Origin of the sequence: Sphingobacterium sp. GVS05A, from assembly GCF_019969845.1 — a bacterium.
Taxonomy (GTDB): domain Bacteria; phylum Bacteroidota; class Bacteroidia; order Sphingobacteriales; family Sphingobacteriaceae; genus Sphingobacterium.
The window spans coordinates 544,978-561,347 of sequence record NZ_JAHXYR010000002.1 but is presented as its reverse complement, the minus strand read 5'-3'; the positions used below and the strand labels follow the sequence as shown (position 1 = coordinate 561,347).

The 16,370-nt window shown below is 39.5% G+C and carries 15 protein-coding genes and 1 tRNA gene; 8 read left to right on the top strand and 8 right to left on the bottom strand.

The window, feature by feature from the left end; genetic code table 11:
• Window positions 1–72 precede the first annotated feature (72 nt).
• The 4 genes from LC454_RS07090 (at window position 73) to LC454_RS07075 (ending at window position 5,981) form a co-directional block, all read left to right on the top strand.
• On the top strand, window positions 73–750 hold the full coding sequence (locus LC454_RS07090; protein WP_223581013.1) for a GDSL-type esterase/lipase family protein: 678 nt from the start codon (window positions 73–75) through the stop codon (window positions 748–750).
• A gap of 65 nt (window positions 751–815) precedes the next feature.
• A complete protein-coding gene (locus LC454_RS07085; protein WP_223581011.1) occupies window positions 816–3,098 on the top strand; it encodes an FAD-dependent oxidoreductase in 2,283 nt (760 codons plus the stop codon).
• A 43-nt stretch (window positions 3,099–3,141) separates the two neighbouring features.
• Window positions 3,142–4,836: a sodium:solute symporter family protein gene (locus LC454_RS07080; protein ID WP_223581009.1), complete on the top strand. Its 1,695-nt coding sequence runs from the start codon at window positions 3,142–3,144 to the stop codon at window positions 4,834–4,836.
• Window positions 4,837–5,000: 164 nt separating this feature from the next.
• Complete coding sequence (locus LC454_RS07075; RefSeq protein ID WP_223581007.1) at window positions 5,001–5,981, top strand: DUF1080 domain-containing protein; 981 nt, start codon at window positions 5,001–5,003, stop codon at window positions 5,979–5,981.
• Window positions 5,982–6,026: 45 nt separating this feature from the next.
• Here LC454_RS07075 and LC454_RS07070 read toward each other — a convergent pair whose 3' ends face one another.
• Window positions 6,027–6,320, bottom strand: a complete 294-nt coding sequence (locus LC454_RS07070; protein ID WP_223581005.1) for a hypothetical protein — start codon at window positions 6,318–6,320, stop codon at window positions 6,027–6,029.
• Between the two features lie 45 nt (window positions 6,321–6,365).
• Entirely contained in the window at window positions 6,366–6,785 is a 420-nt protein-coding gene (locus tag LC454_RS07065; RefSeq protein WP_223581004.1) for a hypothetical protein, read from the bottom strand.
• Between the two features lie 294 nt (window positions 6,786–7,079).
• On the opposite strand from LC454_RS07065, the gene LC454_RS07060 reads away from it, so the two are divergent.
• Complete coding sequence (locus LC454_RS07060) at window positions 7,080–7,826, top strand: copper homeostasis protein CutC (RefSeq protein WP_223581002.1); 747 nt, start codon at window positions 7,080–7,082, stop codon at window positions 7,824–7,826.
• Between the two features lie 34 nt (window positions 7,827–7,860).
• Here LC454_RS07060 and LC454_RS07055 read toward each other — a convergent pair whose 3' ends face one another.
• Together LC454_RS07055 and LC454_RS07050 are read right to left on the bottom strand one after the other, a co-directional pair.
• Window positions 7,861–8,031 (bottom strand): spore protein, encoded by a 171-nt coding sequence (locus LC454_RS07055; RefSeq protein ID WP_120262149.1) that lies wholly within the window; start codon window positions 8,029–8,031, stop codon window positions 7,861–7,863.
• 32 nt (window positions 8,032–8,063) lie between these two features.
• Window positions 8,064–8,134, bottom strand: a tRNA-Cys gene (locus tag LC454_RS07050).
• A gap of 382 nt (window positions 8,135–8,516) precedes the next feature.
• Here LC454_RS07050 and LC454_RS07045 point away from each other — a divergent pair.
• From LC454_RS07045 to LC454_RS07035, 3 genes are all read left to right on the top strand, one after another.
• A complete protein-coding gene (locus tag LC454_RS07045) occupies window positions 8,517–9,146 on the top strand; it encodes a porin family protein (protein ID WP_223581000.1) in 630 nt (209 codons plus the stop codon).
• 116 nt (window positions 9,147–9,262) lie between these two features.
• On the top strand, window positions 9,263–10,396 hold the full coding sequence (locus tag LC454_RS07040; protein ID WP_223580999.1) for an AI-2E family transporter: 1,134 nt from the start codon (window positions 9,263–9,265) through the stop codon (window positions 10,394–10,396).
• 991 nt (window positions 10,397–11,387) lie between these two features.
• Entirely contained in the window at window positions 11,388–12,020 is a 633-nt protein-coding gene (locus LC454_RS07035) for a porin family protein (RefSeq protein ID WP_223580998.1), read from the top strand.
• A 73-nt stretch (window positions 12,021–12,093) separates the two neighbouring features.
• Here the strand turns inward: LC454_RS07035 and rpsJ are convergent, their stop codons facing one another.
• The 4 genes from rpsJ to rpsL all read right to left on the bottom strand — a co-directional run bounded on the left by rpsJ (window position 12,094) and on the right by rpsL (window position 15,684).
• The gene (gene rpsJ / locus LC454_RS07030; protein WP_028070501.1) at window positions 12,094–12,399 is read right to left on the bottom strand and encodes a 30S ribosomal protein S10; all 306 of its coding nucleotides are present in this window, start codon (window positions 12,397–12,399) and stop codon (window positions 12,094–12,096) included.
• 127 nt (window positions 12,400–12,526) lie between these two features.
• Entirely contained in the window at window positions 12,527–14,650 is a 2,124-nt protein-coding gene (fusA, locus tag LC454_RS07025) for an elongation factor G (protein ID WP_223580996.1), read from the bottom strand.
• Window positions 14,651–14,783: 133 nt separating this feature from the next.
• Window positions 14,784–15,251 carry a 30S ribosomal protein S7 gene (rpsG, locus tag LC454_RS07020; RefSeq protein ID WP_046671863.1) on the bottom strand — a complete coding sequence of 156 codons (468 nt, stop codon included), beginning with the start codon at window positions 15,249–15,251 and terminating at the stop codon, window positions 14,784–14,786.
• Window positions 15,252–15,270: 19 nt separating this feature from the next.
• Window positions 15,271–15,684, bottom strand: coding sequence for a 30S ribosomal protein S12 (rpsL, locus tag LC454_RS07015; RefSeq protein WP_073405808.1), 414 nt, complete (start codon window positions 15,682–15,684; stop codon window positions 15,271–15,273).
• Between the last annotated feature and the right edge of the window lie 686 nt (window positions 15,685–16,370).

Below are 16,370 nucleotides of genomic sequence, written 5' to 3'. Positions count from 1 at the left end.
AGCATTGGAAATAAATACTTATGAATAATGTCTTAAAGGGGGAAATCGATTAATGAATAAAAAAATAATTAGATGAAAGCAACTCAATTAATAAAGCTATTTAGCGGTCTGTCCCTCTGTTTGGGCATATCGTTTACCAATGCCCAAACTGTATTGACACAGGAGCAGAAATGGGAGGAGAAGATACAGCGCTATGAACGTCTGGATAAGCAAAATCCACCACCAGACAATGTCATCTTATTTGTAGGTAGTTCGACCATTGAAAATTGGAAAACTCTAAAAGACGATTTCGTCGGTCGGGCTGTGCTGAACAGAGGGGTCTCCGGAACCAAGACAATCGATCTGTATACCTATAGAGACCGATTGATTACACCATACAATGCAAAGCAAATTTTTATTTATGAAGGCGACAACGACATTGGGCTGCATTGGTCTACAGATAGTATTGTAGCGCAGTTTACTGCATTGTTTAGTGAAATACGAAAAACCAAACCGCAAGCTGAAATAATTTATATATCCATCAAACCTTCCCCGCGCCGATTGAAAGATAAAATACAGATCGAAGAGGTTAATGCACGCATTAAACAGTTTTTAGAACAACAGTCTGGAACTGCCTATGCGGATGTATATTCTAAAATGCTGGATGTCAATGGTGATTTAGTACCAGCATACTATCGGGAAGATGGTCTGCATCTGACTGCTGAAGGATACACTCTCTGGAAAGATGTGATTTCCAGATTTATAAAATAGACGAATTTGCCCCAGTATAAGGGGTGTTGAATAAGGTGATAAACTAGATAAAAAAGAAAGTATATATGATTTATAGCAAGGGGGGAACCTCCAGAACATTAAAGAATGAAGTTGTTACCGCCGATTTAGCGGTTGTGGGTGGTGGTATGTCTGGTGTGTGCGCTGCGATTACAGCAGCTAGGCAAGGTTTGCGTGTCGTGTTGGTACAGGATCGGTCTGTACTTGGAGGGAATGCCTCCAGTGAGGTTAGATTGTGGATACTGGGTGCCACTTCCCATATGGGTAACAACAATCGTTGGAGTCGAGAAGGTGGGGTTATTGACGAAATATTGGTTGAAAATGTGTATCGCAATCCGGAGGGTAATGCCGTGATATTGGATATGATTTTACTTGACAAGGTAAAAAAAGAACCCAACATTCGATTGTTGCTTAATACCAGTGTGTATGAGGTCCACAAAGAAGCTGGTGAACGGATCAAATCATTAACTGCTTTTTGTAGCCAGAATTCCACACAATATATCCTTGAATCATCTTTATTTTGCGACGCTTCTGGAGATGGTATAATCGGTTTTCTCTCTGGAGCGGCTTTCCGCATGGGGGCTGAAACACGGGAAGAATTTGATGAGGCTATGGCGCCAGATACCTCCTATGGTGAGCTTTTGGGCCATACCCTCTATTTCTATACCAAAGATGTCGGAAAATCTGTGTCTTATACTGCCCCAGCTTTTGCCATGGATGTTACCAAAGAAATACCACGGTTCAAAAATTTCAATGCCAAAGAACATGGCTGCAAGTTGTGGTGGGTGGAATATGGGGGGCGTCTAGATACTGTACATGATACGGAAGAGATCAAATGGGAACTTTGGAAAATCATCTATGGTGTGTGGGATTATATCAAAAATTCAGGACAATTTCCTGAAGCCGATACCCTCACATTGGAATGGGTTGGAATGGTTCCCGGAAAGCGAGAAAGCCGTCGGTTTGAAGGCGATTATATCCTGACACAAAAGGATGTGGTCGAGCAGCGTCAACATCCAGATGCCGTAGCCTATGGAGGCTGGTCCATCGATCTGCATCCTGCGGATGGCGTCTTTAGCGACCGTCAGCCCTGCAACCAATGGCATAGTAAAGGTGTTTTCCATATCCCTTATCGTTGTTTATATAGTCGTAATATACAAAACCTCTTTTTGGCGGGGCGTCTGATCAGTGTATCCCATGTCGCATTTGGTGCGACTCGGGTAATGGCGACATGTGCTTATGTCGCACAAGCTGTGGCGATAGCAGCAAAACTATGTGTTCAGCATCAACTTGCACCACGAGAAGTTGGACAATCCTATTATATGACGGAATTTCAAAAAGAGCTGCAACGAGCCGGTCAGTATATCCCTGGTTTTCATTTGTTTGATAACAGCGATCTTGTACAGCAGGCAAAACTCACTTCTTCAAGCAATTTGGACTTTAAAGGATTCTCCAAAGAGAATATTTTGTGGAAAAATCTGGACATTTCAGCCGCACAACTTCTTCCTGTAGTTGCAGGTGCCTTACCGATCTTTCTTTTGGAGATTGAAGCGATGCAGCCAACAATATTGGAAGTAGAGTTAAGAAACAGTGAAAGGAAAGGTGGTTTTACGCCAGATCAGGAGCTGGGAAAAATTAAAATTAGTGTAAACCCTGGTGTTCAAACAGTAACATTGGATTTTGGATTGAAGATACATGAGGATCAATATGTTTTCCTTACGTTTCTCCAAAATGAACATGTGCGATTGGCCTATACCCTTCAGCGAATATCTGGATTGCTTTCTGTTTTTAATGGAGTTAATAAAGCAGTTTCAAACAATGGTAAACAAGTAGCCCTATCAGGATCTGGAGTGGATTCATTTGAATTTTGGACCCCACAACGTCGGCCCGAAGGACACAATCTCGCCATTCAACTATCGTCGGGACTGTCCGTCTTTGGGATCGAAAATGTGCGTAATGGTATTGATCGGCCGACAATTCGTCCGAATGCCTGGGTCGCTTCAACGGACGATCAGCAGCCAATAATTTCGATTAAATGGAAGCAGAAGCAGCGCATAAGAAGGATCGAAATTAATTTTGATACCGATTGGGATCACGCGATGGAATCGGTATTAATGACCCATCCTGAGATCGTGATGCCATTTTGTGTTCGGAATTATAGCATTGAAGATGGAAATGGAAAGATTATTTACACACAGCGGGCAAATTTTCAGACTAGAAATGTGATAGAACTTCCGGAACCTTGTGTTACAGATGAGCTGACTATATCTCTTGAACACCCTTCTCCAGATGTGCCAGCAGCCGTTTTCGCTATCAGGTGTTATGCATAGTTTGTAAAATGATAATATTCAGTAATTTAATAGTCGATACAAGATGATAGATACAGTAGTCATAATCGTTTTTTCAGTATTCATCATGCTGGTTGGGATAAGTTTTTCACGAACTGGAAGAAACTTGAAGTCCTTTTTTGCTGGAGGTGAATCCGTGCCTTGGTTTATAGGGGGAATGTCCCTATTTATGAGTTTTTTTTCAGCAGGTACCTTTGTCGCTTGGGGTTCAATAGCGTATAGTCATGGCTGGGTAGCGATTACCATTCAGTGGACCATGTGCATAGGTGGGCTGATTACGGGTCTCTATCTGGCACCCAAATGGAAGGCCACAGGAAATCTTACTGCGGCTGAGTTTATTAAGGAGCGCCTAGGAAGCGCTGTACAGAAGTGTTACATCTATGTCTTCATGATCGTTTCGGTATTTCTTAAGGGCTCCGTGTTGTATTCTGTGGCCAAACTTGTTTCCGAATCGCTGGATTATCCCTTGATCCCAGTTACCATTGTGCTGGGCATCTTAATGATTGCCTATACCGCCATCGGCGGTTTGTGGGCCGTAATGGTGACGGATATTCTACAGTTTGTCGTCCTGACAGCAGCTATTGTGATTGTCATTCCATTGGTTTTTCAGGAAGTGGGCGGTGTGCAGTCCTTCTTGGACAAAGTGCCAGATGATTTCTTCAATGTTGTAAACGGTGAATATACCTGGGGTTTTATTTTAGCTTTTGCATTGTATCATATTTTTTATATTGGGGGCAACTGGACATTTGTACAGCGGTATACCAGTGTTGATACGCCACGATCAGCTTCCAAGGTCGCTTATTTATTTGCTGCATTGTATATTGCTAGCCCGATTTTGTGGATGATTCCGCCAATGGTTTACAAAGCGATCAATCCGGATTTGACCGGCTTGGCGACAGAAACGGCTTACATCATGGTTTGTAAGCAGGTGCTCCCCGCGGGATTACTTGGTTTGATGCTGACGGGAATGTATTTCTCTACATCGGCATCAGCAAATACGGCCTTAAATGTTGTATCGGCTGTTTTTACAAACGATATCTATAAAGGAACTTTAAATCCAAAAGCCTCAGAAAAAAAGCTGATGTTTATTGCTCGCGCATCATCTTGGTTTTTTGGATTTTTTATGATTATTGTTGCGCTGATCGTACCACTGATTGGTGGAATAGTCGAGTTCACCCTGAGTATAGGTGCCATTACTGGTGGACCATTATTGGCACCACCAATATGGGCGTTGTTTTCAAAGCGATTGACAGGAAAGGCTACTGTGTATATAACTGCTGTCAGTTTAAGTGTCAATCTGCTGTTTAAGATTATTTTTCCTTTGTTGATAAACTATAAACTTAGCCGAGCCAACGAGATGCTGCTTGGTGTTGTGCTGCCCTTCGTTTTGCTGGTTTGTGTCGAACTGTATGCAAAATCACGCGGGAAAATAAGTGCAGAATATCTTGCTCTCAAACAAAATAAAGCGGCTCGTAAGGAAGCTGTACAGCAGATTGATATAGAAGAGGAGATGGCACTGAAGAATCAGAATAAATTTGGATTGAAGATGATTGCATTTTCGCTCACCTTTATTGCGTTGTTGCTTTATGTACTGTGCTTTTTCTTTGCCGACCGTTCTCCATTAGTTGGTGGAATTGCTACAGTAATACTCATCAGTTCATTGATTCCATGGCGAGCAGCCCATCGAGTTTTTTATGGATCGGATTTAAAATCAGATTAATACAGTGCGTTTTTTTTATATGATCAATGCTGAAAAATCAATCCATATTACTTGCAAGGCACTGTATTCTTAGCGTTTTTTAACACGATATCCCTTGGATACAAGAGCCGAAACAGTTAAATTGCTGGAAATTTATTGTCAATTAGAATATAAACATAAACAATATGAAAAGAAAAGCGGCATTTCTTTTAGGGCTTTTGGCTTCCGCTGCGCTACCGCAAGCAACTTTCGCTAAAGATTCGATAAAGGAGTCAATTGTTCAAGACCAAGAAATTGAAGGAAAAGAACTGATCGGGCGATGGGATATCGAGGTAGACGTCAATGGTACCTCAGCACCTTCCTGGCTTGAAGTGAAATTGTCAGGTTATAAGACGCTAGTAGGCCACTATGTGAGTACTTCGGGGAGTGCAAGACCGGTTTCACAAGTTTTTTATGAAAATGGAAAGTTTAAATTTGCGATACCACCACAATGGGAAGGCGGAAAGATGAACTTAAGTGTGGAAGGGGAGATCCAAAACGGAACATTACAGGGTACAATAACGGAACCTGATGGAAAAATGCATCGCTTCAAAGGTGTACGCGCGCCAGAATTAAAAAGAACAACTGCCGTTAAATGGGGAAAACCGATCCAGCTTTTTAATGGAAAAGATCTTTCGGGTTGGAAAGCTACAGGTAAAACAAATCAATGGATTGTGAAAAATGGGATCCTGACCAGTCCACAGTCGGGTTCTAATCTTGTTTCGGAACAAAAATTTGAAGATTTTAAATTGCATGTTGAATTTAAAATCCCTGCCGGAAGCAATAGCGGAGTCTATCTGAGAGGACGCTATGAAGTACAGATTGAGGATAGTCCGAAAGATGCACATCCGAATGCCGTGCTTTTTGCCGGCGTATACGGTTTCCTCGCAGCAAATGAGATGATGAATAAAGGGGCAGGCGAATGGCAGACATTTGATATCACGCTAGTCGGACGTCTGGTGACGGTTGTAGCGAATGGCAAAACAGTGATCAGCAACCAGGAGATTCCGGGGATTACCGGTGGTGCGTTGGATAGCAAGGAAGCCGAACCGGGACCATTGTATTTCCAGGGAGATCACGGACCTGTTGAGTTCCGTAAGGTCGTCGTTACACCTGCAATCAAATAAGACAAAAGATTTATTGAAGAGACTGCCGTCCGAGGTAGTCTCTTTTTAAACTCCAATGACAACAACGACAATGTCCTCATTCTGGTAAGAGGTATAGTACCGGTCTATTGAACCACTTTCTTTATAGTCCTGCAATTCCTTAAAGATCATTTTCTTTAAGGTGCCTTTTCCCTTTCCGTGAATAAACTTGATTTCGTTCATTTCCCAATAAATGGCTGCATCTAAGTTGGATCTTAGGAAATCAATGGATTCTAACATAAGTTCGTCAGCCGAGTAGTCTTCCCAATCTTCAAGGAAAGCATCAGCGTGTAGATCAACTATAGCGGGTGGTTTGCGCATGATTCAATATTTTACAGTGCCGCAAATGTAAAACAAAACAACGACTTAATAGCTGAGGTCAGCGAGGAAATAAACTGCATCGGCAAATTTTTCATGCCATTTTTTTATAATGGCTGCCATTTCATATTCTTCCTTTTCGGCATGAGTGAGCATCAACAGTTCCAGGGATTGCAATAATTGTTTGTGATCCAGAAAGAAACCATCATAGTCACGGTAAGCTGAGACCGTTTCTTGAATAAGTTGTAGGCTATCGTGTCGAATCAGAATCGTTGCATGACGGGAGGAAATACGGTCCAATAACCATTCCTTTTTGAAATCAGATGCGATGTGCCTATCACATGCTTGGCTAAACAATAGTTCGAATTCAACAATCTGACTTTTTAGACTATGTATAGCGGACTGGAGTTCCTCAAAAGTACTGATGATCCGTTCCTGTGTCTCCATATTTCTTGATATAATAGCCATGATATTTTACTTAAAGTTTATATAATGTTGGTTCTTAATGTTTTAAATAAAAGCATGTAAGGTATATACAAATAGTTTGGCGAAATGTTTTCCTAATTATGAATAATGATAGACTGGTGATCTGTCGAATTTTGCGTCACATGAGGTTGAAGTCAACTGCTTTTGTGAAAATTTGAAATGACTTAAAGTTTGTTCCAGAAGGGTTAGCTTTACTTTCTCAATGGGGAAAAATAGGTAATTTGCGTTTTTTTTACGTTATTCGCATAGCATAAAAAAGGTTAAAAATAGAAACGAATGAGGGAGAAAGCAATCGGAAATTATCAATTAGAAATATGTTCCAATTCGGTCGCTTCGGCGATCGAGGCTGAAAAAGGCGGAGCAACACGTATTGAATTTTGTCAAAACTTGGAGAATGGGGGAACTACACCTTCATATGGTCAATTGAAGTTGGTGCGTGAGCTTGTGCATATCGGTATTCACGTACTGATTCGGCCACGTGGAGGAGACTTTCTATATACAGATGAAGAAGTGTTGGAAATGATCGCCGATATCGAGCTGTGTAAGGAATTGGGTATGGATGGCGTTGTCATAGGTGTATTGAATGCAGATGGTACCGTGGATAAGATCAATACGAAGCGCTTGGTTGATGCTGCGCGTCCAATGCATGTGACATTTCACCGCGCTTTTGATCGTGTGGAAGATCCTTTTAGTGCATTGGAAGATGTTATTGCTTTGGGTATCGATCGTATACTTACTTCGGGTTTGAGAAATTCAGCTTTATCGGGGGCGCCTTTATTGCAACAATTGATCGAGCAGGCAAATGGTCGTATTGTGATTATGCCGGGCGCTGGAGTGGATGTTTCCAATATCCGGACGATATTAGCGGAGACTGGGGCAATTGCTATACACAGTTCAGCAAAAGAAAGCCAACCTTCAAAGATGCAGTTTTCGCAGGATCAGGTTAAGGGGATGGATGAGGCACAGTGGATGAGCTCAAAAGAAAAAGTCCACCAAATGGTAGACTTATTAAAAAGCCTTTAAAGTATAACTTTAAAGGCTGCTAATTTCTTGTTGCTTACTTAGCTAATTGATTTAAGATAGCGTCGTTTTTAACGATTTGGTTGTCAGCTTTCATTTTTGATCTAGAACCTAACTCAACGTTAGTTCCTAATTTCAAGAACTGAACTTCAACACGTGAAACAGTTTTATTTCTTCTATCTTTTCTTTTTAAACGTGTAACTCCCATTTTGATAATATTTTTATTGTTTAAATAAAACGAGGTCGGAAGCGGATTCGAACCGCTGTAGGAGGTTTTGCAGACCTCAGCCTAGCCACTCGGCCATCCGACCCTATTTTTTTTCCTTTGAAGGTCTGCAAAAATAAAACTTATAATTGGAATTAAGAAATCTTTGTGATAAAACTTTTGTGTTTTTGGGCATTATTCTGAAAACCAGTCTGGTAGTTTTTAATACTGGTATCACTTTAGATTTATGATTACCTTCTCGATTGTAGGTGGAAACGTTGAATAAGTCGCTGTTTTTTCAACCTACTGTATCTTTTAGAGGACATTCAAAAAAAATCTGGCATGAGTTTTTTCGTTTGTTTTGAAGTGGATATGAATAGTTTATGGATTTTGGAATAGATATTGCAAATGAGACTGTCAGGAATCTCATACAAGAAGTATATGAGAGGAAATGATAAAAAGGAACAAAGTAAATTAAATTAGGAAACATGAAAAAACTATTATTATCTGCAACAATTTTATTTGGTTCATTAGGAGCTTTTGCACAAGGAGGATTGGGATACGGACTACGCGCGGGTGTAAATATTCCTAAATATTCATATGAAAATGGAAGCTCTGAGTCTAACACTGGCTTTTTTGTAACAGGTTATTTGGATGCGCCTATTTCGCCGTATTTTTCTATTCAACCTGGTTTGTCTTTGCAAAATAAGGGTGGAAAAGAATCTGTGAGTAACGGTTCTAGCTCTGGGGAATTTAAACAAAGCATTATGTCTTTGGACATCCCAGTCAATTTAGTGGCTAAACTCCCTACAGGCGGATCAGGTAATTTCTTTGTTGGTGCTGGTCCCTATGTTGGTTTTGGTTTAAGTGGTAAAAATAAAATCAAAGGTAATGTTGGAGATCTAGGAACAGAGGGCGAAACTGATGTAAAATTCGGAAGTGGTGATGGCGATCATCTAAAACGTACAGATTTTGGTGTAAACTTTTTAGCTGGTTATCAATTGACGAATGGCTTTCAGATCAATGCAGGTTATGGCTTAGGTTTGACCAATTTAGCGCCTAATGGTGGCTCCACTAAAAACCGTGTTTGGTCTGTGGGTATCGGTTTTGGACTATAAGAAATATAAGTATTTAAGCTTATTATGAGGAAGAAGTCCCTGCATTTGTAGGGACTTTTTTATTTCTCTAAACTTAAGTCATTTGAAATTGTTATTTTTATTCAAAAGAATATTAAATGAAAAGATTCCTCTCCTTACCATTTTATGTCAAGTTAGCCTGTGTATTAATTAGTATCATTCTTTTGGGCTATTTGGCCAAGATTGGTGATACCATACTTATCCCGATGATTTTGGGCCTACTGTTTTCGCTGCTTTTGATTCCGCTGAGCAATTTTATGGAGCAAAAGTTGCGTTTTCCCCGAACATTAGCTGGAATACTGAGTGTGATCTTGTTTTTTGGTGTTTTGGGCTATGGCCTTTTTTTGTTGGCCTCGCAACTGACGCTACTCAAAGAAGATTTCCCGGCATTTAAAGAGCAAATTATGGATGGTGCCGGTAAACTGCAAAGCTGGGTCAGTGAACAATTTGGTATACAGCATAAGGAGCAGATGGAATTCATCAATAAGACGGCTTCAAAATCAGTTGATTCCGGTACCCTATTTTTAGGTACGGCACTGGTTTCACTTTCCTCTTTGTTTATTTTATTTGTTTTTACTTTCCTGTATACCTTCTTTCTGCTGATCTATAGAGGGCATATTGTGAAATTTCTTTTATTTGTCAATCGGGTCGAAGACCGACCAATCGTTGTTGATGTTGTCCGACAGATTCAATATGTAGTCAAGAAATATTTAATTGGACTGTTGATCCAAATGAGTTTGGTCTCCCTTTTGGTTTTTATTTGTCTCTCCTTAATTGGTGTAAAATACAGCCTGCTTTTAGCCTTGATTACAGGTGTATTCAACGTATTGCCTTATGTGGGTATATTCTCATCTATGCTTATAATAGCTATACTGACCTTTGCCACAGCTTCGTTTACGCATGTCGTATTAGTCATCTTAGCTTTGATTATAGTACATATGATTGATAGCAATTTTATAGTCCCCAAAATTGTTGGATCAAAGGTAAAGGTTAATTCGCTATTTGCTATGCTATCCATTATTATAGGTGAGATGGTCTGGGGTATTTCCGGAATGTTTTTAGCTATTCCTATTTTGGCAATTGTTAAGATCGTCATGGATCGTATCAAAGAACTTAAACCTTGGGGATTCTTGCTGGGGGAGGAAGATAGTAAAGATGAAGTGTATAAGGATTTATTTGAGACTTTAAATCCCATTGAGAAGAAGATTATTGAAAATGAGACAAAGGAATAATTTCCGGGCTAACTTTTATGTTTTCAAATTTTAGAAATTCAGCCTTTTTACAGACAGCATTCAAAATGCATAATATTGGATTTTATGGAAAATGTTTGTGTCGTGTGAGAAATAAGGACACTTTTGGAGAAATAAGGACAAAAATCGAGCATGACAGAACCGAGCAATAGGTGTATGACTCTATATTCTCTTTCATTTGCTTGAGTTTGTTGGCTTAATTAAATCAAAGATAAGGAAGGTGTTTTGCCTAAATATGCCCTATATATGGGGGCAAAAAACGGTTAATTGTGGGAGAGAGCACCCTTTTTAGGCTTCGCCTTTTATTCAGTATTACTTCGCCCCTCGCTCGTACCATCTTCAGCATGTTCTAATATATTCTCTACCTATTCTCCACTGATTTCCTACATAATAAGTAGGGAGTCAGTGGAGAATCAGTAGAGAAAAATGTGGTGATAGGCGAATAAGGGGCGAAGCGGTTACGAATGAGTACTGAAGAGAGGGTAAACAATTGATGGAAAATTTCATCGCACTAACTTCCTGCTTTCTTTGCCATTTTTCCTGATCTCATTCACTCCTTGGCCCACTTGTGGCCTACTATTGGCCTACAATCACCTTAATGTAGTAGGTCAATAGTAGGAAAACAGTAGGCCAATAGCAGGTGAAACTTAGAAGGATGTTAGGAAATAATAGTAAGAATGTGCTTATTTAATCGTATAGTACTTGGTTTAAATTTCTAGACAAAAAGAATACTTTCTGATATGGCTTTGTAATTTCTTCTGTCGGGGCAGTTCAAACATATCTCAACGCTGTACAATATTCTTGACTGGTGTTTAATCGGATAAATCTGTCTTCCTTATTGTTAGGAAATTCTGGATTTAATTGAGCTTTCAACATGATGAATCTCTAAATTTGATTTTTCTACGCTAAAAGTTTTTAGTTGTATTTCAGTAATTTATATGTTATTTTCGTTCTATATTTAATTTATTTTTTAATGAAAAGAAAATTACTATCAATTGCTGCAGCATTATGTTTTATTGCTGCAGCAAAAGCACAAACATCTTATGGGCTCAAGGCTGGTGTTAACTTTGCTAAAATCAGAGAATCAGTAAAAGGTTTCTCGTATACCTCAAATGCTACAACGTCGTTTTATGTTACTGGTTACGCAGATATGCCTATAGCGAACAATTTAAGTGTTCAACCTGGTATTTCTTTGCAGGGAAAGGGAAATAAAATTAACATCAAAGACTTAGAGGAGGTAGCTGGGGGCAGTTTGGGAATAGAAGATTCAAAAAGTCAGTTGATGTATATTGAAGTCCCTGTCAATTTTGTATACAGCATACCAACAGGTAATTCTGGCAGTGTTTTCTTAGGCGCGGGTCCTTATGCTGGTGTCGGTATACATGCTAAAGCCACTCGGGGTAATGAAAGTGATAGTGGTAGTTTTAGCGACGCTGGTCTTAAAACCTTTGATGCTGGTTTAAACTTTCTCGCTGGGTTCAAACTAACAAACGGTTTCTTGATTAATGGAGGATACGGTCTAGGATTGACGAATATAGTGAAAGGAGCCGAGGAGGGGTCTGCCAAAAATCGTGTATTCTCAGTAGGTGTTGGTTACCAGTTCTAAGCAAAAAGTATAACAAACGAAAAAAGGGCTTTTCTTACGAAAGGCCCTTTTTGTTTTCAGTGACTGAAATCTATCACACTTTGATTTCTACTTCAACACCTGAAGGTAATTCAAGTTTCATCAATGCGTCAACAGTTTTAGCGTTTGATGAATAGATATCCAACAATCTTTTGTAAGCACACAATTGGAATTGCTCACGTGCTTTTTTGTTAACGTGTGGTGAACGTAATACCGTGTAGATTTTTTTCTCAGTAGGTAATGGAATAGGACCACTAACAACTGCACCTGTAGGTTTTACTGTTTTTACGATTTTTTCAGCTGATTTGTCAACCAAATTGTAATCGTAAGATTTCAATTTAATTCTGATTCTTTGGCTCATTTTTATTTATTTAAAATGATTGCTAATTAGAGCTATTCACAACTAGCAATCGGTGTGTATTTTTGATTAAAGAACAAAGATAAAAGATTATAGTCCTTCATCTTTGTTCCTTTATTTTTGAGTTCTATTATTCAACAGAACCTTTGATTTTACCTTTTGATTTTGCAATCACATCATCAGCAACGTTACGAGGAGCTTCAGCAAAGTGATCAAATTCCATTGTAGATGTTGCACGACCTGAAGTGATTGTACGTAATTGAGTTACGTAACCGAACATTTCAGAAAGTGGAACCAATGCTTTGATTACTTGTGCACCGTTACGTGAATCCAAACCTTGCATTTGACCACGACGACGGTTTAAGTCACCCATTACATCACCCATGTTTTCTTCTGGTGTTAAAACCTCTATTTTCATAATTGGTTCCATTAACACTGGAGAACATTTAGGCAATCCTTCACGGTATGCTTGACGAGCAGCTAATTCGAAAGACAATGAATCTGAATCGACAGCGTGGAATGAACCATCAATCAAACGAACTTTCATTCCTGATAATGGGAATCCTGCTAATACACCATTTTTCATTGAAGTTTCAAATCCTTTTTGAACAGAAGGGATAAATTCTTTAGGAATTTTACCACCAACGATTTCATTAACGAATTGAAGCGGTGATTTAGTTAAATCGAAATCTTCGTCCGCTGGAGAGATAACAACTTTGATATCCGCGAATTTACCACGACCACCTGATTGTTTTTTGAATACCTCACGGTGCTCAGTAGTACCGTTGATAGACTCTTTGTATGATACTTGAGGAGCACCTTGGTTAACCTCAACTTTGAATTCACGTTTCAAACGGTCGATCAAGATCTCTAAGTGAAGCTCACCCATACCAGAGATAACTGTTTGACCAGTTTCTTCGTCAGTTTTAACAACGAATGTAGGATCTTCTTCAGCTAATTTACCAAGACCAATACCTAATCTATCTACGTCAGCTTGAGTTTTAGGCTCAATCGCTAAACCGATTACCGGCTCAGGGAAAGTCATAGACTCTAATACGATAGGGGCTTTTTCGTCACAAAGTGTATCACCAGTTTTGATGTCTTTGAAACCTACAACCGCACCGATATCACCAGCCTCAATAAAAGGAATAGGGTTTTGCTTGTTCGCGTGCATTTGGAAGATACGAGAGATACGCTCTTTGTTACCTGAACGCGTGTTCAATACATAAGAACCAGCATCTAACTTACCAGAATAAGCACGTATGAAACACAAACGACCTACGAATGGGTCAGTCGCAATTTTGAAACCTAAAGCTGCGAAAGGCTCATTAACAGATGGTTTACGCTCGATTTCTTCACCAGTGTCAGGGTTAGTACCTTTTACAGCCTCTACATCAAGAGGTGAAGGCAACAATTCCATTACTAGATCCAACATGGTTTGAACACCTTTGTTTTTGAAAGATGAACCACATACCATAGGAACGATAGCATTATCTAATACTGCTTTACGTAAAGCATCTAAGATTTCGCGCTCAGTTAATGAATTTGGATCTTCGAAGAATTTCTCCATCAAAGTCTCATCATAACCAGCTACTGCTTCTAATAATTTCTCACGGTATTCAGCAACTTCATCCACCATATCTGCAGGAATAGGAACTTCTGTAAAGGTCATCCCTTTATCATGCTCATTCCATACGATACCACGGTTGTTAATTAAATCAACAACACCAGTGAACGTATCTTCAGCGCCGATAGGTAATTGTAATGCGACAGCATCAGAACCTAACATTGATTTTACTTGACCAACAACTTTCAAGAAGTCAGCTCCTGAACGGTCCATTTTATTAACGAAACCGATACGTGGAACTTTATAGTTATCCGCCAATCTCCAGTTAGTCTCTGATTGAGGCTCAACACCATCAACCGCAGAGAATAAGAATACTAATCCGTCTAATACACGTAATGAACGGTTTACCTCAACCGTGAAATCCACGTGTCCAGGAGTATCGATTACGTTTACTTGGTATTTATTACCACGGTATTGCCAGAAAACTGTAGTAGCAGCAGAAGTGATTGTAATCCCGCGCTCAGCCTCTTGCTCCATCCAGTCCATTGTTGAAGCACCTTCGTGAACTTCACCAATTTTATGGTTTACACCTGAGTAGTAAAGGATACGCTCAGTTGTTGTAGTTTTACCAGCATCGATGTGAGCAGCGATACCGATATTTCTAGTGAATTTTAAATCTCTTGCCATAATATTTTTAAGCAGCTGGCCTTATGGGCCTTATGTGTTTAAATGTAATGTTAAATAAGTACACCGACCTTGATAAAAGATTGTTCGTTTATCGGAGGTCGGTGTAATCATATTTTTTTGAATGTCTTCAAAATTAGAATCTGAAGTGTGAGAACGCTTTGTTAGCTTCCGCCATTTTGTGCGTATCTTCTTTCTTCTTAACAGCAGCACCTTCACCTTTAGAAGCTGAAATGATTTCTCCTGCTAATTTTTCAAACATTGTTTTTTCACCACGTTTGCGAGCGTATGAAATTAACCATTTCATACCCAAAGCGATTTTACGGTCTGGACGAACTTCCATAGGAACTTGGAAGTTAGCACCACCTACACGACGTGATTTAACTTCAACAGCAGGCATAACGTTGTTCAAAGCTTTTTTCCAAGCTTCTAAACCGCTTTCTTGTGTTTTTTGTTCTACTAATTCTACTGCATCGTAAAAAATAGAATAAGCGATAGATTTTTTACCATCTACCATCATATTGTTTACGAAACGTGTTACCTGAACGTCGTTAAACTTTGGATCAGGTAAAATGATTCTCTTTTTCGGTTTTGATTTTCTCATTTTTCTTTCCTCCGTTTAATTATTTCTTTTTACCTTTTGTTGGAGCTGCAGCTACTTGTCCTGGTTTAGGACGCTTAGTTCCGTATTTAGAACGACGTTGGTTACGACCTGCTACACCTGAAGTATCTAATGCACCACGGATGATGTGGTAACGCACACCTGGTAAATCCTTAACACGACCACCACGGATCAATACGATCGAGTGCTCTTGTAAGTTGTGACCTTCTCCAGGGATGTAAGCGTTGACCTCTTTACCGTTTGTTAAACGTACACGAGCTACTTTACGCATTGCTGAGTTTGGTTTTTTAGGGGTAGTAGTATATACACGTGTACATACACCTCTTCGCTGTGGACATGAGTCCAACGCTGGTGACTTACTCTTATCAACCAGAGCTACTCTACCTTTTCTAACTAATTGTTGAATAGTAGGCATTTACCTGTTTTTGTTTATAAATTTGATACCTAAATTATTTTAAGTTCGCAAAGATACTGATTTCGTTTTGAATATTAAATAGTTAGTGTGTAAAATTTAGATTATTTTTTCGAAATGGAAGCTCTCTTTTCCCTGAAGCGAAGCCGTTTTCCCTCCTGGTTTGATGAGTTCGCGCTCCTTCTCGTGGATTCTGTCCTTGGTCAAAATGATTTCGCCGGGAGGATTTTTCGTTTACTCACTTGTTGAAATTGGTTAGACGCCCGTCTGTATCATTCTCCGCAGTAACGAAATGATTTTGTCGGGCGTCAGAATGGTTTAGTCACCTGTCTGTCTCTTTTAGTCCTTGGTCTGGATGATTTAGCCGAGTGGAATTTTCATTTCCCCACATGGAAAAATGACTCCGACACTGGTTTGACTCAATCCGACATAGCGCAGAATCGATATTTTACTTGGCGAAATGGAATAAACACCCGGGAGATTTCATTTGATACTTACGCAGCTCTCATTCATCTCTTGTAAAATCCGGATAAGGTATGACGACAATCTATAGCTTTTCCTTGCTAAATAGGATGTTGCCAAATAAGGACAATATTAGTTGTGTTGTCAACCCAAACTGTGCAAAAATAGTAATGTTTTATATTGTTGCTCTATAGCATCCTTACATATTGATTACTAGTTCTTCTATG